This is a genomic window from Psychromonas aquimarina ATCC BAA-1526, assembly GCF_000428725.1.
In the GTDB taxonomy this organism is placed as follows: Bacteria; Pseudomonadota; Gammaproteobacteria; order Enterobacterales; family Psychromonadaceae; genus Psychromonas; species Psychromonas aquimarina.
The window spans coordinates 394,106-417,805 of sequence record NZ_KE386792.1 but is presented as its reverse complement, the minus strand read 5'-3'; the positions used below and the strand labels follow the sequence as shown (position 1 = coordinate 417,805).

14 protein-coding genes are annotated in these 23,700 nt (G+C 43.3%); 8 read left to right on the top strand and 6 right to left on the bottom strand.

The annotated features are described in order from the left end of the window. The first annotated feature begins 17 nt into the window (after positions 1-17). Positions 18-3,071 (top strand): efflux RND transporter permease subunit, encoded by a 3,054-nt coding sequence (locus tag G337_RS0123380; RefSeq protein WP_028865995.1) that lies wholly within the window; start codon positions 18-20, stop codon positions 3,069-3,071. Positions 3,072-3,173: 102 nt separating this feature from the next. Here the strand turns inward: G337_RS0123380 and G337_RS0123375 are convergent, their stop codons facing one another. The 4 genes from G337_RS0123375 to G337_RS0123360 form a co-directional block, all read right to left on the bottom strand. Next, positions 3,174-3,458 carry a polyhydroxyalkanoic acid system family protein gene (locus G337_RS0123375; protein WP_028865994.1) on the bottom strand — a complete coding sequence of 95 codons (285 nt, stop codon included), beginning with the start codon at positions 3,456-3,458 and terminating at the stop codon, positions 3,174-3,176. A 1-nt stretch (position 3,459) separates the two neighbouring features. Beyond that, entirely contained in the window at positions 3,460-8,631 is a 5,172-nt protein-coding gene (locus tag G337_RS0123370; protein ID WP_028865993.1) for a DNA repair ATPase, read from the bottom strand. 64 nt (positions 8,632-8,695) lie between these two features. After that, complete coding sequence (locus G337_RS0123365) at positions 8,696-10,690, bottom strand: flotillin family protein (protein WP_028865992.1); 1,995 nt, start codon at positions 10,688-10,690, stop codon at positions 8,696-8,698. A gap of 15 nt (positions 10,691-10,705) precedes the next feature. Next, on the bottom strand, positions 10,706-11,341 hold the full coding sequence (locus tag G337_RS0123360) for a hypothetical protein (protein WP_028865991.1): 636 nt from the start codon (positions 11,339-11,341) through the stop codon (positions 10,706-10,708). 918 nt (positions 11,342-12,259) lie between these two features. On the opposite strand from G337_RS0123360, the gene G337_RS0123350 reads away from it, so the two are divergent. The 3 genes from G337_RS0123350 to G337_RS0123340 all read left to right on the top strand — a co-directional run bounded on the left by G337_RS0123350 (position 12,260) and on the right by G337_RS0123340 (position 15,951). After that, positions 12,260-13,630, top strand: coding sequence for a carbohydrate porin (locus G337_RS0123350; RefSeq protein ID WP_028865990.1), 1,371 nt, complete (start codon positions 12,260-12,262; stop codon positions 13,628-13,630). Between the two features lie 194 nt (positions 13,631-13,824). Beyond that, positions 13,825-15,249 (top strand): sucrose-specific PTS transporter subunit IIBC, encoded by a 1,425-nt coding sequence (locus G337_RS0123345; protein ID WP_028865989.1) that lies wholly within the window; start codon positions 13,825-13,827, stop codon positions 15,247-15,249. A 45-nt stretch (positions 15,250-15,294) separates the two neighbouring features. Further along, entirely contained in the window at positions 15,295-15,951 is a 657-nt protein-coding gene (locus tag G337_RS0123340; protein ID WP_028865988.1) for a DUF4328 domain-containing protein, read from the top strand. A 418-nt stretch (positions 15,952-16,369) separates the two neighbouring features. Here G337_RS0123340 and G337_RS0123330 read toward each other — a convergent pair whose 3' ends face one another. Continuing rightward, a complete protein-coding gene (locus G337_RS0123330) occupies positions 16,370-17,293 on the bottom strand; it encodes an aminoimidazole riboside kinase (RefSeq protein WP_028865986.1) in 924 nt (307 codons plus the stop codon). 335 nt (positions 17,294-17,628) lie between these two features. Beyond that, on the bottom strand, positions 17,629-19,086 hold the full coding sequence (locus tag G337_RS0123325; RefSeq protein WP_037028478.1) for a sucrose-specific PTS transporter subunit IIBC: 1,458 nt from the start codon (positions 19,084-19,086) through the stop codon (positions 17,629-17,631). 245 nt (positions 19,087-19,331) lie between these two features. Between G337_RS0123325 and G337_RS0123320 the strand changes: the two genes are divergently transcribed. The 4 genes from G337_RS0123320 (at position 19,332) to G337_RS0123305 (ending at position 23,597) form a co-directional block, all read left to right on the top strand. Continuing rightward, the gene (locus G337_RS0123320; protein ID WP_028865984.1) at positions 19,332-20,321 is read left to right on the top strand and encodes a LacI family DNA-binding transcriptional regulator; all 990 of its coding nucleotides are present in this window, start codon (positions 19,332-19,334) and stop codon (positions 20,319-20,321) included. 148 nt (positions 20,322-20,469) lie between these two features. Beyond that, positions 20,470-22,080, top strand: coding sequence for a glycoside hydrolase family 32 protein (locus G337_RS0123315; RefSeq protein ID WP_028865983.1), 1,611 nt, complete (start codon positions 20,470-20,472; stop codon positions 22,078-22,080). Positions 22,081-22,438: 358 nt separating this feature from the next. After that, positions 22,439-23,206, top strand: coding sequence for a substrate-binding periplasmic protein (locus G337_RS0123310; RefSeq protein WP_028865982.1), 768 nt, complete (start codon positions 22,439-22,441; stop codon positions 23,204-23,206). A 94-nt stretch (positions 23,207-23,300) separates the two neighbouring features. After that, on the top strand, positions 23,301-23,597 hold the full coding sequence (locus G337_RS0123305) for a hypothetical protein (protein ID WP_028865981.1): 297 nt from the start codon (positions 23,301-23,303) through the stop codon (positions 23,595-23,597). The last annotated feature ends 103 nt before the right edge of the window (positions 23,598-23,700 follow it).

Below are 23,700 nucleotides of genomic sequence, written 5' to 3'. Positions count from 1 at the left end.
TCACGGAGGCTAATTTAATGAATATCGCACAATACTCAATAGCTAACAAAGTTGTTACCTGGCTGGTGGTTATCATCCTGCTTGGAGGCGGATTCAGCGCCTATGATAAAATCGGTAAGCTGGAAGATCCTGCTTTTACCATTAAAGAAGCGAAAGTTATCACGCTTTATCCCGGGGCCACAGCTGAAGAGGTGGAATCTGAAGTTACCTTTCATGTTGAAGATGCTCTGCAGCAGATGGAGCAGTTAAAGCAGTTGAAAATGACGGTTAACCGCCCTGGTTATTCAGAAGTAACTATAGAGTTTCAGGATAAATATAAACTTGATTCTATGCCGGCTATTTATGACGAAGTTCGTCGTAAAATAACTGATATGGAAAATAAACTGCCTCCCGGGGCTATGACACCCATTATTTATGATGATTTTGCTGATGTTTACGGGTTATTTTTGACCCTTTCAGGAGATGGTTACAGTTACCGGGATCTCAAAGATTTTGCTGACATACTGAAAAAACAGCTGGTACTGGTGGATGGAGTACGAAAAATTGTTATCGGCGGAGAACAGAAAGAGCAGGTTAATATCTTTCTTTCCCGCAGTAAATTAGCAGAGCTGGGTATTAACCCGGATCAGATAGCCTCTGTGCTGCAGTCGCAGAATGTTGCCAGTCCGGCAGGTAAAATTCGCGTGGAAAGTGACTATATTCGTATTCATCCGACCGGAGAATTGAAATCAGTATCGGCAATTGGTGATGTGCTGATTGCCGGTGAAGGTAAGCAGCTGGTCCGCTTGAAAGATATTGCCGCGATTGAACGCCGCTATATTGATGAGCCTAATATGCTTTATTACCGCAGCGGCAAACCCGCTCTTACTCTAGGCATTTCAATGCAGTCAGGTGTAAATGTGGTTGCGGTGGGAGAACGTTTAAACAAACGATTTGCAGAATTACTGCCGATAACCCCGGTGGGTATGCAGATTGAGGCCGTTTATGATCAGCCCCATGAAGTTGATAACTCAGTTAAAGGTTTTATCATTAGTGTTGTTCAGGCGCTGCTGATAGTGGTGGTTGTGTTGCTGTTTTTTATGGGCGTTCGTGTCGGTTTAATTATTGGTGCGGTACTGTTGATAACGGTAGCCGGTACTATCTGGATCATGCAGATGGCCGGTATGGAGCTGCAGCGTATCTCTCTCGGGGCATTAATTATTGCTTTAGGCATGCTGGTGGATAATGCCATTGTTGTCGCGGAAGGTATGCTGGTGCGCATTAAAGGAGGGATGGATGCTTCGGCAGCCGCCGGGGAAACCGTTGATCAGACCATCTGGCCGCTGCTGGGCGGTACTGTTATCGGTATTCTGGCTTTTTCCGGTATTGGTTTTTCAATCAGCAGTGTCGGCGAGTTTGCCGGCAGTCTGTTCTGGGTCATATTAATATCCCTTAGTCTTTCCTGGTTTACCGCAATTACTACCACACCTCTGTTGTGCGCCATGTTTATTAAAGGCGATAAAAAACCGCAGGGAGAAGAGCCTAAAGATCCCTATGCAGGTGCGCTGTTTCAGGGGTATAAAAAACTATTGTTAACCGCACTGCGCTTTCGCTGGATAACTGTGACGCTGGTTGTCACTCTTTTTGTATCTTCTGTGGTTGGTTTCGGTTATATCAAGCAGGGATTTTTCCCCGACTCCAATACACCGATGTTTTTTGTTGATCTATGGGAAGTGGAAGGCACGGATATCCGCGATACCCGAGATGATGCACTTAAAGTTGAGCAGTTTTTATTAGCGCAGCCGGGAGTTGTTTCAACCACCACGGTTGTCGGCGGCGGCGCAACACGCTTTACGCTGGTTTACGGGCCTGAGTCAGCGACCAGTTCCTATGCGCAGATTATTGTGAAAACAGAGAACAGAGAGCAGATTGCAGCTCTTCAGGAAAAAGTAAGCGAGTTTATGCGTATTGAACTGCCCGATACCGAGCCTAAGGTCAAAAACCTGCGTATCGGCCCGGGACGAGATGCAAAAATTGAAGCGCGGTTTTCCGGACCGGATCAGAAAATACTGCGTCAGCTTTCTGAACAGGCTCAGGAGATTATGTTTAAGGACAGTGATGCTCGAGATATTCGTGATGACTGGCGCCAGCCGGTTAAAGTTATTCGTCCGATATTTAATGAGCAGGTTGCGCGCCAGCTGGGTATCAGCCGCAAAGATCTCACCGAAGCACTGCAGCGTTCTTCAGTAGGCAGCAGTGTAGGTACTTTTAGAGACGGTAATCGTTTATTAGATATTGTTCTGCGTGCTCCGCTTGATGAGCGGGAAGATGTTGCTAAATTGAGTGATATACAGGTGTTCAGCCAGGTGCTTAACCGTTCAATTCCAATGGGCCAGGTGGTCAGTCATTTTGAAACCGTATGGGAAAATAATATTATACGCAACCGTAATCGTGCGCATACCATTATAGCCTCATGCAACCCTAAACAGGCGCTGGCTTCACCATTGTTTAACAGGTTAAGACCGCAGATTGAAGCAATACAGCTGCCGTCGGGTTATATGCTTGAATGGGGGGGAGAGTATGAAGACGGTGTTAATGCTTCTGAACCTCTGTTTGCCGCGCTGCCGGGGGCTTTTCTGCTGATGATTATTACCACCCTTTTATTATTCGGCAGAATACGTCAGCCGTTGATTATCTGGCTGGTTGTGCCTATGGCGGTTATCGGTATTACTGCCGGCCTGCTGATGACCGGCGGCGCCTTTGATTTTATGGCGTTATTAGGCGCACTGAGTCTGGTTGGTTTACTGATTAAAAATGCCATTGTCCTGATCGAGGAGATCGATCTGCAGAAAGAGCAGGGCAAAGAGCTGTTTGCGGCAGTTATTGAATCATCAGTTGCCAGAATGCGTCCGGTATTAATGGCCGCATCAACGACAATATTAGGATTAATACCGCTGTTAGTGGATGTGTTCTTTGTCAATATGGCGATCACTATTATGGCCGGACTCGGCTTTGCAACGATTCTGACTCTGATAATTATTCCTGTTTTATATGCTATTTTCTATAAAGCTCAATACAGGGAACCCGTATAAATCAGACTGGTCGCTATCAATACTGATTAACAGCACTCCTGTTTTGTATAGGAGTGCTGTTTTTTAGTTTTTATCGTGTTTTTAAAAAGCACTATTCAAAGATTAACAGCTTCTAGGTAACTGCTTATCCAGCATTGTTTTTATCTCTTCCTCTATTTTACTTTTCGCTATTTTGAATAATGAGCCAAGGGTTAGATTTAATTCTAACTGCTGCTCATCAATTTCAATACTGCCGCTGGCTCCTTTGCGGCGAAAGAAAAGGCAGTTTTCTTCCCATTCGCTTTGCAGTTGATACTGCTGTTCTAACTCAATCGCTATAGCATTAATTTTCTGCTTGAGTTCGGTTAAGGTAAGCTTATGCTCTCTTGTAATATTAATCACTGCCATCTTAAGTCCCCCTCACAAGCTGCTCGAGTTTCTGGTTTATCTCCTCGATACTTTTACAGATACCCTGGTCATAATCTGTTTTTCCAGTAATTAACTGTGCCAGCGGGTCAAACGTGCCGGTCAGTACTTTAACCAGGCGGTTTTGATTGGCATCCAGGCTCTTAGAGAGATCTTTATTTAACACTTCACCAAGACGGGTTATCAATTGTTCTATTTCAGCAAAGGTATCGTTACTGCTGTTTTGTTTCTGAAGCGCCATTTGGCTGTCACGCTGGCTGTTGATGGCGGTGACGATATCGTTTAACTGCCCGACAATTTTTTGACCGCTGTCAGTGTCATCCCCGCCCATGGCAACATTACGCTTAAAATCAGCTTTTATCGATGCCCAGCGCACTCGCTGCTCTTCGCTTAACTGCTCACGCAGCTCAGCTAATTTGAGTAAATTGGCTTCAGTACCGCTGGTTAACAATTGTGATTCACCCTGGTAGTGGTCATCTATCAAATCGTTTAATTCCGCATCGGTCATGATGGAGGACACTTTTTCAGCCATTTTATTCATATTACGATAGGATCCCTGCAGCTTAAACGGCGGCTCTGTGCGGTATTTTGTATCTTGTGCACTTGAGCTTATATACTGTCGGTTAACTAAAGCAACCACCGTTTGTATACGCTGCAGTTTTTGTAAAACAGTCACAATTTCTTTAATTTCAGCACCACTGTATTGATGGCTGAAGTCGGTGCCGGCAACCTCTTTACCCTTGGCCATATCGACAAATTTATAAACATCCTGCATATCGCGGGTGGCTAATGGTGCTAATACGGCGTTGGAGGTTAATGCGTTTTCTATATAGCTTAAATTAAACACCTCCTCTTTACCGCTGAGCACGTCACCTAGATTATAAATATCGGCACGGTTGGCAAGCATATCTGGAATTTGGAAAGTTTCGCCCGTTTCTGTGTAAGGGTTACCCGCCATGACCACACAGAACTTTTTGCCGCGCATATCATAGGTTTTGGTTTTGCCCTGCCATACCCCCTCTATTTTTCGAGTTCCATCACAAAGGGAAATAAATTTCTGTAGAAATTCGGAATTGGTGTGCTGAATATCATCGAGGTAAAGCATGACGTTACTGCCCATCTCTAAGGCAAGATTAAGCTTCTCTAACTCTTGTCTAGCTGCACTGTCTTCTGCGCCGGCCGGATCCACAGAAGTCACCGTATGACCGATAACAGGGCAGTTAATTTTCATGAAAATCAGACCAAGACGATCGGCCACGTATTCCATTAATGTGGTTTTACCGTAACCAGGCGGGGAGATCATTAATAACAGCCCCATCAGATCGGTACGTTTTTTACTGCCTGCCGTGCCTATCTGTTTAGCAAGATTATCGCCAATAATAGGCAGATAAGCATCTGAAATTAAGCGGTTTCGCACAAAAGAAGAGAGTGGTTTCGCTTTAAACTCGTGAAGACGTAATAATTCCCTCTGCTCATCCATGACCTGCTGACGAAGGGTTAAATAATCCAGATAGTTGGGTAATACCTGCTGGTTGAAATAACTATTACGGTCTAGGAAATCGGGCAGCTGTATGCTCAGACTCTGCTGCTGAATGCTGCTGTGCGTACCTAATAAACCGGTGACGGTAAACTGAATATCGACCTCACGATCGTTTCTGTCAATGCGTTGTTCTGCATTGAGAATACCAATAGCTTCTCCGATAAAATCGACTAAACCGCTTTTGTCCTGTGACTCAACATAGGCTGCAAGCCAGCTCTCGGTCAGCTGCCAGCGTCTGCCCGTCTGTCCCTGCAGCTCATTTAGTAACTGCTGGTAGTCCTGCCAGACATTGCGGCTGCTTAAATGGGTTTTAAACTCATCACATAATCTGCGTGCGTATTTACTGGTGGCGAAGCTTAGCTGTTCATTAGCCAGCTCTTCACTTAAATATTCAGCGGCACGACTGATGGTTTGCGGATCAATATGCAGCTGATGCAGCTGTAAAAAAGCCGTTAAAGAGCGGGTAATTTCACTGATAATATTTTCTTTGGCGGTGAGCTGCCCGAATACCTGCTGCATCTGTGCTGCATTTTTACAAGACTGTAACCATAAAACCTGCTGTTTTTCTGTTTGTGTATTGGCCCAGAAAATACACGCAAGACCTCTGGCAAAAGGGCTGTGGATAAAAACACCAGCCGATTCATAGGCGGGAAGTAATTTCTCTAGTATTAAGGCTGCATCAAAGTCATGAATGCCTTTTTCATAACCTTCCTTAAAGCGGGTGCCGGCAAATTCGCTGACCAGTTCAGCGAGCTGCTTTTGACTTGCCATTACCGATTTAAGTGTCTGCCAGGTTAAGTTATCCTGCTGCTGGACGGCCGCCTGGAGAATGGCATTGGCTAAAAATTCACTGCGGTATAACTGCGCCGACTCAGAAGGCAGGTGAATATTCCAATAGGGTTTTAACTGCGCTAATGGTTCGTTATGCAGGGGCTGCATATAATCTGTGCCCGATAAACGCACATACAGCTGTTCATCTTTGGGCAGGATGCTTAAATCTAAGGCTTGTTTATTAACCGAAAACTTATGACGAGGGCCGAGTTTAATCACATTACCGCCGTCTTCAAAGAGATCACTCTTATCACGTAACGAGCGTAATGCCTGTGCGTTAATCGCTTTTAACTTCGCGTCTAAGTCTTCGGCTTTTACCGAATTATCAAGCCGGGTTAACTGCGAGATAATATCGCGTATTTTGTTAACTAAACTGTCAGCCGCAAAAAATGCGTTCATTTCATCGGCTTGATCAAAGCGGTTAATACGTTTTGTAATGGATTTGAGTATTCGTTTGCCTGCATCCTCTAAGGATTGTGCTTTACGTTGTCTGGCTTCGATTAATGACTGTTTATGGCTTTCAAAGGAGTCAAATATCTCATCACGTTTGCTGATAATATCGCCGATAAAGTCATCATAGTCGCTGAATTCACTTTCCAGCTCTTCAATCTGGATGAGCAGTCTTGCCGACTGCTCATCGCACTTATCTGGCGTTGTTGAGAGGCTCAGCGCATTGTGGATACTTTGATTTATTAATTTTAAACGTGCCGAAAATTGTGCCTGGGCTTCGTGACTGCCGAAGCTTTTCTGCTGGTGGCTGAGCTGTGCTTTCTGCTGGTTAATTTTGCTGTATAAAGTGGAAACAGCATCAACGATTTGGGTCTGCATCGCTGCATCAGAAACCTTTAAACTCGCCATAATCTGGCTGATTAAATCTAACCCCTGCGATATGCTGTTCAGTGCTTCAATCTGCGGTGTTAACTCTGCAGTTGACTGCGCTCGAGCGCTGTTAGTCGTTATCTGCTCAAGATCGCTGTAATAAGTCTGCAGTGCATCATCTGATGATAAGAAGTTAACCGTTTCAGTATTCAGATCGTCACTGGTTTCAGCCAGCTGCTGGTTAAGCTCATCAATCAAAGCAACATCAATATAGCGGTATTCTCGAATGGTTAATAAGTGGCCCTGCTGGGCAGATATTTTATTAAGTCCATCTACAAAATCTTGCGGAGTATGCCAGCTGTTAGGCTGTATCTGGCGTAATATTTCAGCTTGTCTGTTTTTTGCTTCAGCAAGTGCCAGATCCGACTGCTGACGAATGCTTTCTACTTTTTCATACTCGTCGATAACCGATTCTGAGGTCTCTTTCACTGTGTGCAGCAGCGCGCTGATCTCAGCTAATTCACTGCTGTCCAGCCAGTAATAGGCATCAAAGATAGTTGAGCAGTGTTTACTTAACTCGTTGTAATGATTGGCTGAGACCTCCTGCTGCTGAATGCTTTTGGAAATACTGTAGAGCTCGGAAATACCACGTACTAAATCTGTATTGCCGATTTTGCCGAAGAAGCTGGATGACTGTACCTGCCGGCTGGCAAAAAGATCAGAATAATAGGCGGTCTGCCATATCTGCACGGGATGAATACGACTTGGCTCTTTTTCGGCATAAAATATGATCATACGGCCGTCGTCCAAGAAACCAAAACCGTGACCTAGCATGGGATTCTGCAGGGTTTTATTAATTAAATTATAAGGGTATAACGCAACTACATTGGTATGCGGCTGATAAAAAATAAACAGCACGTCTTCGCCGTTAGGCGACTTCATGGAGCGTTTGAAAACCAGACCTTCTAGATTATCTTCAAAGGTTTTATATTCACCAGTGGTCAGGTAGTAGCCGCCTGGAAAAATGATGCCGTGATTTTCCGGGAGCTGCCGGCATGAATCACCAATCGCATCAATACGCTGTATATGCTGGTTATTTTTATTAAAGATGAGATAGCGGAAATTCTTTTCCTGGTAAGGTTTGATCTTAAGCAGAATGATCGGATCAAGATCTGCATAATAAAATTCAGTATCATTGATTGACTGATTGCTTTCTTCAACAGGCTCACTGTAGATCCCTTGACCTACATTGGTATTGTTTTCGATTTTTACCGTGATATCACCACGTAAACTGTCTATAAATAGTGTATCTAATATATTGATATGCGGATTGCGTCCGTCAACAACATCTTCCCGGGTGCACTGCCGCCATTTAAAGTCATGGGTATCGGGCAGGCGTAAGTCACGCTCGCCGCGATTGTCGATATATTCAATATCGCTGCCGTTTACCTGCCAGCGAAATACTCGAATATCAGAGAGTTTTTCACCGATTTGAAAAGCGGCAAGCAGCTTGTTATCTCGAAGTACCAGCTGTGATAATACTGCATCTTTGTAATAGGCGTAAAGTTCGTTAAATTCACTGATAAAACGCGGGTCAGCTAAAAAAGAGTTGTCTAGTTCAACGGGTTTTAACTCATATTGAGTATCAATTTGTTCTAACTTGAATAATGAAAGAACATCGCTTAACTCTGTCTGTTTTTTTAAGCCGAGAAAAACATTGTAACCAAATAAAACATGGTCACCAACGATCACTAAATCAGAGGCCTGGCAGTTATGCTCAGTACGAATGCGGGCACGGCCCAGCACTTTCATTTCTGTCGAGCCGAACTCTTCCTGCCTGTCCCGGTTAAGTTTTTGGGTTAAACTATCTAGTTGAGTGCCTTGCTCCTCAAGGCGTTTACGAATAATTTCATAGGCGCCGCCTTGCGCTACTGCCTGTTCTACAATAGTTGATTTATCGGTCACAATGATTTCCTAAACTGCATTATTCGACAAGTCAGGGCAAAGCCGCTGACTTGTGATAGTTAAATTAAACTTCAGAGTCAGCTACATTATCAGCCGCTATTGGCTGATTAATCTCTTTTTCGTTAGCTGAGCCGCCTAATAACTTTTCCATCAGGCTTTGAATAACAGGGCTCTTCTCTAAAAATCCATTAAGTGCATTACCTGCGCCTAGTCCTTTAGACAATTTGTCAAAATAATCACCTTGACCACCGACAATGTCGATATTGGCATGCTTGAGTGCCGACGCGAGAACATTCGCCTGATCGCTGGAAATCTCTTTATTTGCTTCGATATTAGCGATGGTTTCTTTGAACTGAATTTCAAGGTTCATGCGGAACTCTTCAAATTCTTTACTTTCCTTATTCATATTGTTCATCGCGGCAAATTTATCAATTAATGCATCAGCTTCTGCTTTGCCTTTTTCTCTTAATATTTCAGCTTCGCTTAAGCCGACCTCTTTTGTCGCCACTGCTTGTGCTTTGCCTAGTTCTTCGTTACCGCGTGCTTCGGCAGTCAGTTTTTCTTCAAGTACTTTAGCTTGTGCAAGTCCTGCTGTTTCACTTGCTTTAGCTTGTGCTTCCTGGACCCGCGCCTGCGCTAAACCGTCTTTTTCGTTTGCGTCGGCTTTGGCAATTAACACTTTGGCTTCTGCTAAACCTTGAGCTGCTTCTTCTGCCTGTGTACCTTCCGCAAGTTTCTTAACCGCCTCTGCTTCTTTTGATGCCGCTTCTAATTTTGCCTGGGCCATTAAGTTAATTTCACGCGCTTTATGCTGCGCTTTTTGTTCTTCAGCTTCCGCTTGTTTTACTACATGTAATAACTCTTCCTGTGCTTTTGCTTCAGCTTCTAAGATGGTAATCTGCTTAAGCCGGTCGGCTTCGGAAACCTCTTGAACTTCTTTGATTCGCTCCTCTTCTTCGGCCACTTTGCGATCCACTGCAATACGTTCACTAATGGTTTGTGCAATAACTTTACGTTCTTCTTCTAACGCTTTGTCTTTATCAATTTCAGACAGCGCAACTTCCCGCTCACGATTAACCACCTCCATCTGCTGGGCGCGGATCACTTTTTCTTTTTCGATAACAACAGCACGGGCTCTGCTCTGCTCTGCAACTTCAACCTGGCGTAATTTTACCTGTTCGCGAATAGCGATCTGCTCATCGGTTTCTAATCTGGCCTGCTCTGCTCTTGCGCGTTCTTCCTGCTGAACTTTTTGGGTTTCTGCTTCTTCGCGTGCTTTAACCGTTTCAATTTCGCGTTCCTGCTTTGATTCGGCATCAATCTGCTGACGCTCTAAAGCCAGCATAGCCTCTCTGGTTTCGACGTTCTTTTTAGTGATGGAAAGGGACTCATCTTTTTCCAGGCGATTGGTTTCAATATTTTGTACTGCGGTTATCTCGGTAATTTTACGGATCCCCTCTGCATCCAGAATGTTATTTGCATCTAAGCTTGCTTTTGGTGTCTGCTCTAAGTAGTCAATGGCAACATCTTCTAAAGCATAACCATTCAGATCGCTGCCGACCACTTTAATGATCTCTTCACGGAATTGAATGCGGTTTTCAAACAGCTCAAGAAAGTTCATCTTCTTACCTACGGTTTTTAATGCTTCAGAGAATTTAGCGTTAAACAGTTCGTTCACAGCTTGTTTATCTGATGCGCGCTCAACACCGATTGATTTTGCTACTTTTAAAACATCATCACGGGTTTCATTAACGCGTAAATAGAATGCAACGGTAATATCTGCACGTAAATTGTCTTTACAGATCAAACCGTCGTTACTACGTCGATCAATTTCAAGGGTGATCAGTGAAATTTTCATAATTTCCATTTTGTGAACAACAGGTAATACCATGCCGCCGGTAAAATGTACTTTTGGTTTAGAGGACATATCATTGACAATCATTGCATGCCCCTGACTTATTTTTTTATAAAAGGCACTGAATGTCATTGCCAGGAATACAATGACTGCGACGGCAATGATCACGAATGTTCCAATAGTGTATAAGATGCTTACATCCATAAGTTTGAGCTCCATTTATTGATTAAATTCTTTTTCGCTAACGACAAAATAGGTGTTTTGTTCTTCTGAATAGTCGATGATAACGACTTGTTGATCGGTTTTGTATCGGCAGCCTTTATTCGCTCGAGCATTGAGGATTAAACTGGCCCCGTCTTTTTGGCATTCAATTTCACCAAACTGGTGGTCAATTATAGTACTGCGCACGCGACAGGTTTTACCCGTCAGAGACTCCTGCACTGGACCTCGATTGGCCGAGCGAAATAACTTTCTTAACGGCCTGATTGTAAACGCGCTGAGGGGGATTGAAACTGCAGCTGCCAGCAGCAGTACAATGCTGTTGAAAATAAACATAAACAGACTATTTTCAATGCTGATAAAGCTTGTCAGGGACACAAGTATTGAGGTAATTGTCCAGCCGTAAAGTATGAGAATACTAATGACCAGAGTTATAGGGACGCCGGTTAAGCCTAATGTTACTAATACGCCTAAGGCACCGCCGACATTTGAGACGTCAATATCGATATCCAGCTCTAAAACATCCATATCAAAAAGGCCGATTACAGTGAGTAACCAAAACACAATAACAATTAGCAGTAACACGGTGTAAATGATAGTGGGGTAGCTAGTGATATTTATTAGAAATTGTTCCACAAATTCTCCTTGTTTCTATTTTTTTGCTTTTTAGCGCAGACTTATTTCCACAGTGTATCTGTGGAGTAATTGATTGATTTGCGAGTAAATTCAGCATCTGGTTTATTAGCAATAAACGGCATTGATAACTCTAACTACATTTAATCGAAATTAACTGCTGATAAACATACAGTATTCTTACCTGAATCAGGGCTCATTGAGGTGGTGCACTAGGACGAATGGTAAGCATTGCCGGGTTTATAAAGCCGTTTGATATTATCTTTGGTTATTAATAAAGTATTTTTTAGAATTTACTTAGAAAAACAAATGAAGTCAATGTGTTAAGCCTCATATAGAGGAGAAAAAGTGTAAGAAATAAAGGCATAATTGTAACTAAAATAGACAGTTAATAATCTTCTATTAAGTTAATGTCTTTGATAACAGGGTGTTACGGTGGCTAGTTATGTCGGCGTATATTTTCAGCACTGCTGCTGGCGCATTATCTCAACAATAGCTTTTTTGTTCATGCTCCCAATTAACTTATGATTTTTAAGCGGTTTGCGATATTTATCACCCGCATATTGAACACATTGATCTGAACCCTTGGGCGGATTCGCTGCCTTAGCTATTTTGATTACAGGCATAAGCTGTTAATCGTTTCGTTTCATCTACCTTAATGTAGCAGGTACTTTTTAGCGTTATTTTAGAAATACCTCTGGGATCGTTTGCAAAATATTCAGGGCTAAATAAAACATTTCATAGTCAAAAGATCGTCTTTATCGGTCATTTATCACACAAAACAAAGATCTTAATCACATTTAACCCATGATCTGCTTGATGATACGCTTTAATTATTTAAAACTCCTTTCTGCAAACGTTCCCAAAAGCGTGCTTTGATGCTGCCAAGGCGGCAAATTAACTAAGAAATGGAGATCTATCATGAAAAGAAGTCTATTATCACTCGCTGTATCTGTTGCTGTTACTTGTTCTAGCGCCGTCTGGGCGGAAGGAAGCAACACTGAGTTAGAGCAGAGAATTGCTAATTTAGAACAGCGTCTGGAGAAATCAGAAAAAACAGCTGATCAGGCCTTAAACAAAACTTCTGCTTTTGAATTTCACGGATATGCACGTGCTGGTTTGTTAATGAATGACAACCTCAATGGTGCGACTGGTACCGGACCGTATATGACTGCTGCCGGTTCTCTAGGCGGGGCGGTAGGCCGTCTGGGATTAGAAGATGATAACTATGTTGAAACAGTGCTGGATCATAAGAGTCAGAAAGAAGACGGCTCATGGTCAAAATACCGCATCATGCTGGCAGACAGTGTTGAAACAAATAATGAATGGACTGGTTCTGAATCACAATTAAATGTGCGCCAGGTTTATGCGGAAATCGGTAATTTATCTTCATTCAGCGGTGCATTTGAAAATGCTTCTATCTGGGCTGGTAAGCGTTTTGACCGTGATAATTTTGACATCCACTTTTTAGATAGTGATATTGTTTTCCTTTCCGGTACAGGTATCGGTCTTTATGACGTGCAGCTTGGTGAAGACTGGAAAGCTAACTTCTCTGTTTATGGACGTGATTTCGGTGTCATTGACAGCTCAAATACAGATGTTGAAAATTATATTGCAACCATGAATAACCGTATGGGGGCATGGCAGTTGATGTTGAGTGCTATGACTGCCGCTGATAATGAAGAAAGAAGTGCAGGCAGCGCTGATACGGGTTTTCATGCAATGCTGGCTTATCATGCAGGCAGCTTCTACGGTATGAGTGACGGTTTCTCTAAAACGGGCGTGTTAGCTGGTCAGGGATTAGGGGCGGAGCTGAAAGGTATTGGTTCAAACGGAAGCCTTAATGAAGATGCAGAGGCAGTGCGCTTCTTCAGTTACGGTGTAACTCGTTTTGCTGATAACTGGCGTATCGCACCGGCTGTTTTAGCTGAATATAGTCAAGATCGATTTGTTGATAGTGATGAGTTTATGTGGGCTACAGTTAATGTACGTCTGGCACAGGAGCTGACTAAAAACTTTGAAATGGTTTACGAAGGTTCATACCAGTATATGGATCTGGATAATGGTACAGACAAGGCTGACGGTAGTTACTACAAAGCGACCATCGCTCCTACCTTTAAGTTAGATACCGCTGCTGGTTTCTTTGAGCGTCCTGAAATTCGCCTAACGGCTTCCTATATTGACTGGAGTGATGACTTGAATAACTACTCCGTAAGTGTTGCTGACGGTGCAAGCACTATGGGTGACGGTGGTGAATTTATTGCAGGCATGCAGATGGAAACATGGTTCTAATTAAGCGCAGAACTGCGCCTTATCCGGCGCATTATTCCTAGTTATATTTATACTCATTGAGTGTGTTGGTTATACTTTTTTGCGGCGGCCCTGAGCCGCCGCGTTTTATTTTTTCTTTTTATATTAAAGTTATATCTACAACTGTCTGACTTATTGCTGACTAACCAAACAGCACTGTTTATTCGGAGAAAGTTATGAATTATGGCAAAACCGCCAGTCAGCTGATCGATATGCTTGGCGGTAAAAATAATATTAAAGCACTGGCTCATTGTGCTACCCGTTTACGCCTTGCTGTGGAAGATGAGTCACTGATAAACGACAAAGCCATTGAAGATCTTGAAGGTGTTAAAGGCCAGTTTAAAGTAGCCGGCCAGTATCAGATAATTTTCGGCTCAGGTATTGTTAACCAGGTTTATACCCAGATGGCAAAACAAACCGGTCTGGAAGAGATGAGCACCAAAGATGTGACTTCTGCCGGAACTGAAAAACAGAATATCGTACAGCAGGCAGTTAAAGGTCTGTCAGATATCTTTGTACCGATTATCCCCGCTATTGTTGCCGGCGGCTTGTTAATGGGGATTTTTAATGTATTAGCAGCCCCGGGATTATTTATTGATGGAAAATCACTGGTTGATGCCAATCCGGGACTAGCCGATCTGGCAGCTATGATTAACACTTTTGCTAATGCACCTTTTGTATATCTGCCTATCTTATTAGCATTTTCAGCCAGTAAAAAATTCGGAGGTAACCCCTTCTTAGGTGCTGCATTAGGCATGTTGATGGTACATCCGGATCTGCTTAACGGCTGGGGATTCGGCGGCGCCAGTGTTTCCGGCTCCATTCCTGTGTGGAATATACTCGGGTTTGAGATCCAAAAAGTCGGTTATCAGGGCTCCGTTCTACCGGTATTAGTTGCCGCATTTATCTTAGCTAAAGTTGAAAACGGCCTGCGTAAATTTATTCCTTCCGTATTAGATAACCTGCTCACCCCGCTGCTGGCTATTTTTATCACAGGTGTGATTACCTTTACCATAGTGGGGCCGTTTACTCGTGATATCGGCTTTCTATTAGGTGACGGTTTAAACTGGTTATACGATTCTGCAGGTTTTATCGGCGGCGCACTGTTTGGTTTTATCTATGCGCCTTTTGTTATTACCGGTATGCATCATAGTTTTATCGCCATTGAAATACAGCTGCTGGCTGATATTGCTGTGACCGGCGGTACCTTTATCTTCCCGATTGCAGCTATGTCTAATATTGCTCAGGGCGGGGCGGCATTAGCGGTCGGATTCAGCAGTCAAGATATTAAAACTAAAGGTATTGCCATTCCGTCAGGCGTAACAGCGCTGCTGGGGATTACCGAGCCGGCAATGTTCGGGGTGAACTTAAAACTGCGCTACCCGTTTATTGCCGCCGTTACTGCAGCCGCATGCTCAAGCGCATTTATTACCCTGTTTAATGTAAAGGCTGGAGCTTTAGGTGCTGCCGGGCTGCCGGGCATTATCTCCATTCGCCCTGAAGATGTGATGCCTTATATTTTCGGCATGCTGATTTCGTTTACTGCTGCATTCGCTTTAACTCTATTATTAGGAGCACGCGCAGCCAGGCAAAGTAAATAAAGAAGATCAGAATAAAAAAACGCAGACTAGCAAGGAGAACTGCAATTGTTAAGTGTAAAAAATGAGTTTAAACATTCACAAAAACTGACCATATGGATCAGATATGTGCTTTATGCACAGATAGTGACTGCTGTTTTAGCGATTATATTCGGAACTGTCGAGTATCAGTTATTATCAGCTTTCCAGGACGGGCTTTATACTTCGCTGGAGCAGGCCTTTGCCGCTGGTGAAACTGCCATTAATATACTGCAGGGGGTAGGTATCCTTTCTCTTATAGTCTTTATTGGCTCTGCACTGTTAATTGTTCAGTGGATATATCGGGCCAATTATAATGTCCGCCAGCTTGGCGCAGAGAATATGACTTATACGCCAGCCTGGTCCATTGCTTACTTTTTTATTCCTGTTTTTAATCTATGGAAACCGTACCAGGCAATGAAGGAGCTCTGGCAGGCCAGTGCTAACCCTCAGGACTGCTCTTCTAATAAAGTAAGTATTGTTGTGCCCATATGGTGGGCTCTGTGGCTTACATCGAATATGTTAGGCCAGTCTATTTTCAGGTTATCGGCAGAAACACAGACACTGCCTGAATTATTGAATTTAAATATGCTCTCGCAGGTTTCTAATGTACTGGATATTCCTCTGGCGATAGTGACGCTGCTGCTGCTAAACAGCATTGAGTCTATGCAGAACCGCTGTAAGTAAGCTGTTTATTTGGACGGCTGCGGCCGTCTCTTTTCTTGAGCCTCCTTCTTTTTCCCCCTAATGCAGCCTTTGTAAAAGACTGCAGTGTTCTTCTTTACGCCTTTGGTTTTACCTTTGTAAAATACCGCTGTATTTTTCCTGTTTCTGCTTCTCTCTTATTAAAGCACTGTTATGTTTTGTTTTATTAAAGGACAGTTTTTCCTGCCTGTAATTCTCTGTTAAAAACGGAAGCTGCTGCAGGTAATATCCGCGGTTAGCACAGTAATTAATAAATCTGACAAAGCAGTACAATGACATTTTCAGTGGATTTGTTTAAAAGCAATGATGTAGATAGAGGGGAGTATAGGAGGGGAAGCGTTTAATCAAACTAAGAAAAGGAGCCGTCAGCGGTTAGCTTCCGGCTTCTGGGTAATTGTTATTAATCGCTTAGATAGCGGCTAAGCTCAGCACTTGTAGGCAGTGCGGTCATAGCCCCTTTCTGAGTCGTGGCCAAAGCGCCGCAGCCGTTGGCCCATTTTACCGCATCACGAATATGCTGTGAGCTGCTCCATGAACTGTTTTGTGCCAGATAACTAATTAAGCCGCCGACAAATGCATCTCCAGCACCCGTTGTGTCAACTGCTTTTACTGTTTTACCGGTGATAAGCTCCTGTTTACCCTGGGTAATGACTAATGCGCCTTTTGCCCCCTGAGTAATTAAAGTAAGAGTATTCCGGTAGTGTTTGACTGCCTCAAGTCCTGCCTCTATGGTTTTTGTTTCAGTTAAAAACAATAACTCATCATCTGAAAATTTAAGCACATCAGCCATTGCAGCCGCTTTTAATACTACTGATTTTATTTCACTAGGATCTGCCCAGACTTCATCACGTAGGTTCGGATCAAAGCTGATAAATCCGCCTGCTTCTTTTATCCGGCGCATTGCCTGAAAAGTACTGCTGCGGCTGGGTTCATTAGCAAGCGCAATGGAACAGACATGCAGCCACTGATCTGCTGAAAAAGCCGGTATATCAGTCGACAGCATAAACTGATCGGCACTGGGTTTTACCATAAAGGTGAAACTGCGCTCACCCGCATCGTCTAAATCAACAATGACAGTGGAAGTACGCTGCGCTTCATCAAGCAGCATAAAATCTGTATTTACACCTTCATTCTTAAGCGTTTTTTTCATAAAGCGGCCAAGCGGATCCTGACCGACACGACCGAAAAATGCACTGTCTCCGCCTAAGCGGGATACAGCAGCCGCCACATTAGCCGGAGCACCGCCTGGACATTTTAAATAACTATTTTCACCATCTGGAATTAAATCAACAACGGCATCACCGGTAACCCAAACTCTATTCATGATAAGACCTTATTTTATACCCAAACCACTTGAATATGCAGATTCAGAGCTTAGCTCGGAAGTCAGAACAAGGCACAATATGCAGAGAATGGTTATTCCCTTTTCAAATATTGTAACGCCGTGCTGATTTTCGAGCTAGGCTCCCGCAGGGCAAGGCGAGAGTCAACCATCTTCAGTGTTATAAAACCTTGATGTAGAATGCTAGACCTGCGGCTTTATGCCTTGAATCTAGTCACCTCTCGACTTGCTGATTCCTGCACCTTCAAGTGGCTTGGGTATATATGCAAAAAAACCAGTAATCTGCATTACTGGTCTGGTTATTATAATAATTGAGATTATGCTGAAGCTTGCTGCATCTCTTTTACCTGTTTTTCTTTTTTCGCTTTATCGCGGGCACCTAATACTATGGTTAGTGCAAATGCCACTGCGAATGAAATCAGCATGCCGAATACGTAAGGCATTACATCTTCAGGACGAATTGAGATAATACCCGGCAGACCCGCCGCACCTAATGCTCCAGCTTTTACATTAAACAGGGTGATAAATGCGCTTGAAGATGCCGCTGCGATAATAGCCGCAATGAATGGATAGCGCATTTTTAAGTTAACACCAAACATAGCCGGCTCAGTAATCCCCAGTAGCGCAGTTACGCCTGATGGAATAGCAATACCTTTAGTTTTAATATCTTTGGTGGTAAACCCAACCGCTAATGCCGCGCCGCCTTGAGCAATATTAGACATAGCCGCAATAGGGAAGATAAACGTACCGCCGGTCACTGCAATATCTGCCAGCAGCTGTATTTCAATAGCGATAAAGCTATGGTGCATACCGGTAATTACAAAAGGCGCATAGATAAAACCAAACAGTGCGCCGCCGATAAAACCTGCAGAATCGTATAACCAGTTTAAACCGTCACCTAATAGAAAGCCGATATCACGGGTGAACGGACCGACTATGGTAAAGGTAATCACACCTGTGATAAAAATAGCCAGCAGCGGGGTCAGCAGATTATCTAATACAGACGGAATAAACTTACGCAGACCATTTTCAACTTTCGCTAAAATAAATGCTGCGACTAATACCGGCAACACTGAGCCCTGATAACCTACTTTCTGGATTTCAAAACCGAGAATGTTCCACACCGGGATATTGCCAGAAACAGCAGCGCCGCCGAATCCCCAGCCGTTAAGCAGATCTGGATGTACCATCAACATACCTAATGCTGCACCTAAGAACGGGTTACCGCCGAATTTTTTACTGGCTGAAAATGCTAATAAGATAGGCAGATAAACAAAAGGCGCATTAGCAAAGGTATTAATCATAGCTGCTAAGTCGGCTAATCCCGGGTTAGCATCAACCAGTGATTTGCCGTCAATAAATAATCCCGGTGCCACTAATACATTAAACAGACCCATTAACAGACCACCGGCAACAATCGCGGGAATAATCGGTACAAAGATATCTGACAGACCTTTTACCGCCTGCTGCACAATGTTCTGTTTTTCCGTTCCGGCAGAAGCTACGTCTTTGGTACTCATCTCTTCCAGGCCGGTTAGTTTGGCCATCTGCGCATAAACCTGGTTAACAATACCGGAGCCGAAAATAATCTGGTACTGACCGGCAACTTTAAACTGGCCTTTAACACCTTCAAGATCCTCTATGCCTTTCTCATTAATCAGAGACTCATCTTCCACTGCCAGACGTAACCGGGTAGCACAATGGGCCAGTGCTTTAATATTAGTTTTACCACCAAGCATATCGATTAGCTGGCTGGCGACTTTTGGATAATTCATAACTTCTCTCCTAGTGAACGTATCTATTCCTTTAGCTGCAAAAATGATATTCGGCATTCTTTGGGAACGTTTGCAGAAATAAGTTTTAAACAATTATTTCATTTCTTCAAGCGCATTATGGGGTAAGTGTGATTTGCATCTTCTTTTTGTGTGATAAATGACCTGGCGGTGCGATCTTTTCATCATTGAGATGGTGAGTTTTGTTATGATTACTGCAAACATTCCCAATAACTAGGAAACAGCTCATGGCAGGACTGCATGAAGTAGCAAAATTATCAGGAGTATCGAAATCTACGGTCTCCCGCGTGATTAATAATGAATACGGTGTAAAAGCAAGTACCAAAGAAAAGGTGCAGAAAGCCATTGATGAATGCGGCTATGTTGCTAACCAGGTTGCCAGAGATCTTAAATTACAGAAAACCAACCTGATCGGCGTGATTGTGCCGCGTATGTCTTCCAATGCTACTGCCAAAGGACTGGACGGTTTAAGCTCAGTGATTGAGCAGGCGGGCAAGCATGTTTTACTGGCAAACAGCCAGCAGGATAATGAAAAAGAGATTGAATATATAAAGCGTTTTAATCAGAAGCGTGTTGAAGGAATACTGCTTTATGCAACGCATCTAGACAAGGCACTGGTAAAAGCAATAAAGCAGTCTACTGTACCGGTTGTGTTAATCGGTCAGGACGGCTCTTTGTTTAATATTCCGAGTATTATCCATGATGATGTCGGGGTCGGCTTTAGTGCCGGCATGAGACTTGTTGAAGCCGGGGCATCAAATATTGGTTTTATCGGTGTAAACAGCCAGGATATTGCGGTTGATCAGTGTCGTTTTCAGGGGCTGACACAGTCGCTGCAGCACTCGAAGCAGATCTCTGCTTTGTTCCACAGCCGTGGCGAATTTACTATTGAGTCCGGCTATCAGCAGACAAAGCAGCTGTTAACGGACTGGCCGCAGCTAGACGGTTTGTTTTGTGCGACAGACCGAATAGCAATCGGCGCGATGAAGGCCATCTCGGAAGCGAATAAAATACCAGGTAAAGATATCAAAGTGCTTGGCGTCGGTAATGATGAGCTTGGCCAGGTGTGTACTCCTAGTTTATCAACATTTAACTATGCCTTTGATTTATCGGGGAAAAAATCAGCTCAGGTACTGCTGGATTTAATTGAAAATAAGCAGGCGGACGTTAGTAAACTGGTGATGAGCTTTGAAAATATCTCTCGTCAAAGCTGCTGAGCTGCACCGGAAGAATACTACTTAGATCACTTTTTGACTGCCCTCACTCAATATTAGTGCTGTTATTTTCTCGCGGCTATTGCAAAGTCAGCCGCTTTTACATATCTTGGGAACGTTCCCGTTTTTTATTGGCTGTTGCAGGTGAAGTATGTCGTTATTATCAATTATTGAAGAGTGTGGTGGTATTAGTAATGTGGTCCGTGTTCTGAACCCGGATTCTCGTATTATTGTGGAGGTTCGGGATGTCGATCTGTTATCCGCTCAGGCAAAACAGCAAACTTACAATGAAGCTCTCAAGCAGCTTACCTATAGTAAAAATATCGCTGCAGATAAAAAAGAATTAGAACTGCAGTTATTACAGGCAGGCCGGCTGCTTACTCAGCAGCAGCTGCTGGACAGTGCTCCTTATACTCAGGAAGTTGAGTGTGAGTTTCGTCCCGCCTGGCATATCTCTCCTCCGCAGGGGTTATTAAATGATCCCAATGGTTTTATTTATCACCAGGGTCTGTATCACCTGTTTTACCAGTGGTATCCCTATGCCTGTGTGCATAAAGATAAGTACTGGGCACATTTAACCAGCAAAGATTTAATTAACTGGGAACGCCAGCCTGTTGCTTTAACACCGTCAGACTGGTTTGACAGCCATGGTGTTTTCTCCGGTCATGCACTCAGTCACGATGAGCAGTTAATGCTTTTCTATACGGGTAATGTGCGTATTGATAAGCAGAGAGACAGACATACTACGCAGTGTTTAGCCACTTCAGAAGACGGTATTAATTTTACTAAACACGGGCCGGTGGTTCCTGATCTGCCGCCGGGTGTGACTGCCCACTGCCGCGATCCTAAAATTATTCGTCATAACGATCACTGGTTAATGCTGCTGGGTGTGCAGCGTGAAGACAACATAGGGCGCCTGGCTGTTTACCAGTCAGAGGATCTTAAAAACTGGACATTTCTTACTCTGTGCGGCGATGAGTTAGGTGACTTCGGTTATATGTGGGAATGCCCGGATTTCTTCAATTTAAACAATCAGGATTTTATTGTTGTCGGCCCGCAGGGCATTGAATCGGACAGCCCAAGCCATACCGTTGCGCATCATAACGGTATTGTTAAAGCGAAATTTTCTAAAAACGGTCAGGTGTTGTTATCTGATTTTCAGAATTTAGACCATGGCTTTGATTTTTATGCACCGCAGTCTCTGCAGACACCGGATGGACGCAGAATTATGTCTGCCTGGATGGGCCTGCCCGATGAAGTTGATCACCCCAGCTCAGATAACGGTTGGATACACCAGTTAACGGCGCTTCGTGAATTGACCTATGAAAACGGCAGGCTGATACAAAAGCCGCTTAAAGAGCTGCAGAAGTTACGCTTAAAACCGCTTAGTGTACCGCCGCAGGCAAAGTCTTTTGATTTAGAAAGTAAAACCTTTGAGTTGAAAGTATCAATGGCCTGGGGAAGCTCGCTGCGTTTACACCAATGGGAGCAGGGATACTGTGAAATTCGTTTAGATAAAGCCGTTAATACTTTGTTTTTAGACAGATCTAATACTCTGAACCGTGAAGGTGACAAGCTGCGTGAATTAGTCCTGACTGATTCAGACTCGGTACAGTTACAGATTTTATCCGATAACTCTTCGCTGGAAATATTCATTAATAACGGTGAAGCGGTTATGTCGGCACGTATTTTCAGCGCGCCCGATGCCACCAGATTCAGCCGGGAAGGGCTGGTTGATATAGTCGACTGCTGGTTATACTAAAGTACAAAGAATAGCGGCCGCTGTTTTGTAAAATATGCGGCCGCAACTGCTGCATTTTATCTTTTTCTGCTTGAATGCTGCTGTCTATTTCCTTCTTGCCCCAGCAATGCTCAAATTTGTAAATCCCCCTAAAACCAGCTAAGTGCGCTGTTCGTTTAACCTGGCCTCGGCTAAGGCTGTTAAATATTTAGTTGAGTCACAACTGTGATTATTAACTGCCTTTTTTGATGTTATTTTCATATTGTGTATTAAGATCTATTTTATCTGCTTTTAAAGAATATTTCGTCTGACAGCAAGGCCGCTGCCTGTATTCAGGATAAATTCAACTGTGTTATTGATACGCGGATAAGGAAGGGGAATGAGGTTAAGTATATCAATTATTCTGCTGTTGTTTTATCTACCGCCCGCAGCCGCAGACCATATAACTATATTCACTCATAATTTATCCGGGCAGGTAGAATGTGAAAACTTTATTTGCAAGGGAAAACCACATCAGGGGAAAAGAAGTTTTTACGTTGAAGTTATCAATGAGCTGACAAGTGCCCTGCACCATGAGAATAAAATGCGCGAAGTTTCTTTTAAGCGTGGTTTACACAATGTCCAGAAAGAGGACAATGTGTTCTTTTTTGCTGTGCAGCGAACCGCCGCCAGAGAAAATACAGTGAAATGGGTTGGCCCTATATCACAGGCACAGGATTACTTTTATGAATGGCGAAGCCGGCCTACCGGTATAAAAAAACTTGAGGATGCTAAAAATCTTAGAGTCTGCGTATTAAACGGCTCGGTCCATGATTCACTGCTGTCTAAAATGCATTTTACTAAACTCAGTAGAAATTCAGATTATGCTAACTGTTTTAAAATGTTAAAACTCCATAGAGTCGATTTAGCGATCACATCGAACGATACCATTGAAGATAAATTAATGCAGACAAATATCCGCTCTCAGCATGTCCGACAGACTTCGGTAGTGGTACTTTCAGGAAATGTTTATCTTGCTCTGTCTAAAAATATTGCTGATCAGGAGGTCAAAAAGTGGAACAGCGCATTAGAGGCCATTAAACGTTCTGGAAAGTTCAAAGAAATGGCCGATCTTTATCTTAAAAAATCCCCCTATCAAGAGGAATAACTGTGGAGATACTTCTTAACTGCACTGATCTTATTTATTTTGCTGTTTAAAAAATACGTTACAATATCTGCTCTTTTTTAATGTAAGAATAAATATGAGTAAAAAACCTGATCGTAAAACAGCCATGCTGAATATTATTGAAATGGTTAAAGATGACTTCCCCTTTGATGATCCTGACAGGCAGATATGCGGCACCAGCTGCGTCGGCTGCCCTAAAAAATTACTGGAGTTAGTGGAAACCGAAATTATGCATTGGGAGTCGGTTATTGATCGGGGAGAGCTGCCTGATCTGGGGGAAATATCCCGCTTTGCAAAATTATGTAAAAATGTCCGTCGCGGTTTAGTGCGCAACGGGTTAGTGGCAAAAGAGGCCGCTTCACTCCGGAATTGATCTGTCGATTTTCATTCTTTAATTCATCCCGTAAAGTTTTTTAAAGCAAATGAGATTTTGCTTTTGTTTTTTTGCCTTCTGCTCATTTTCGAGAACTATAATT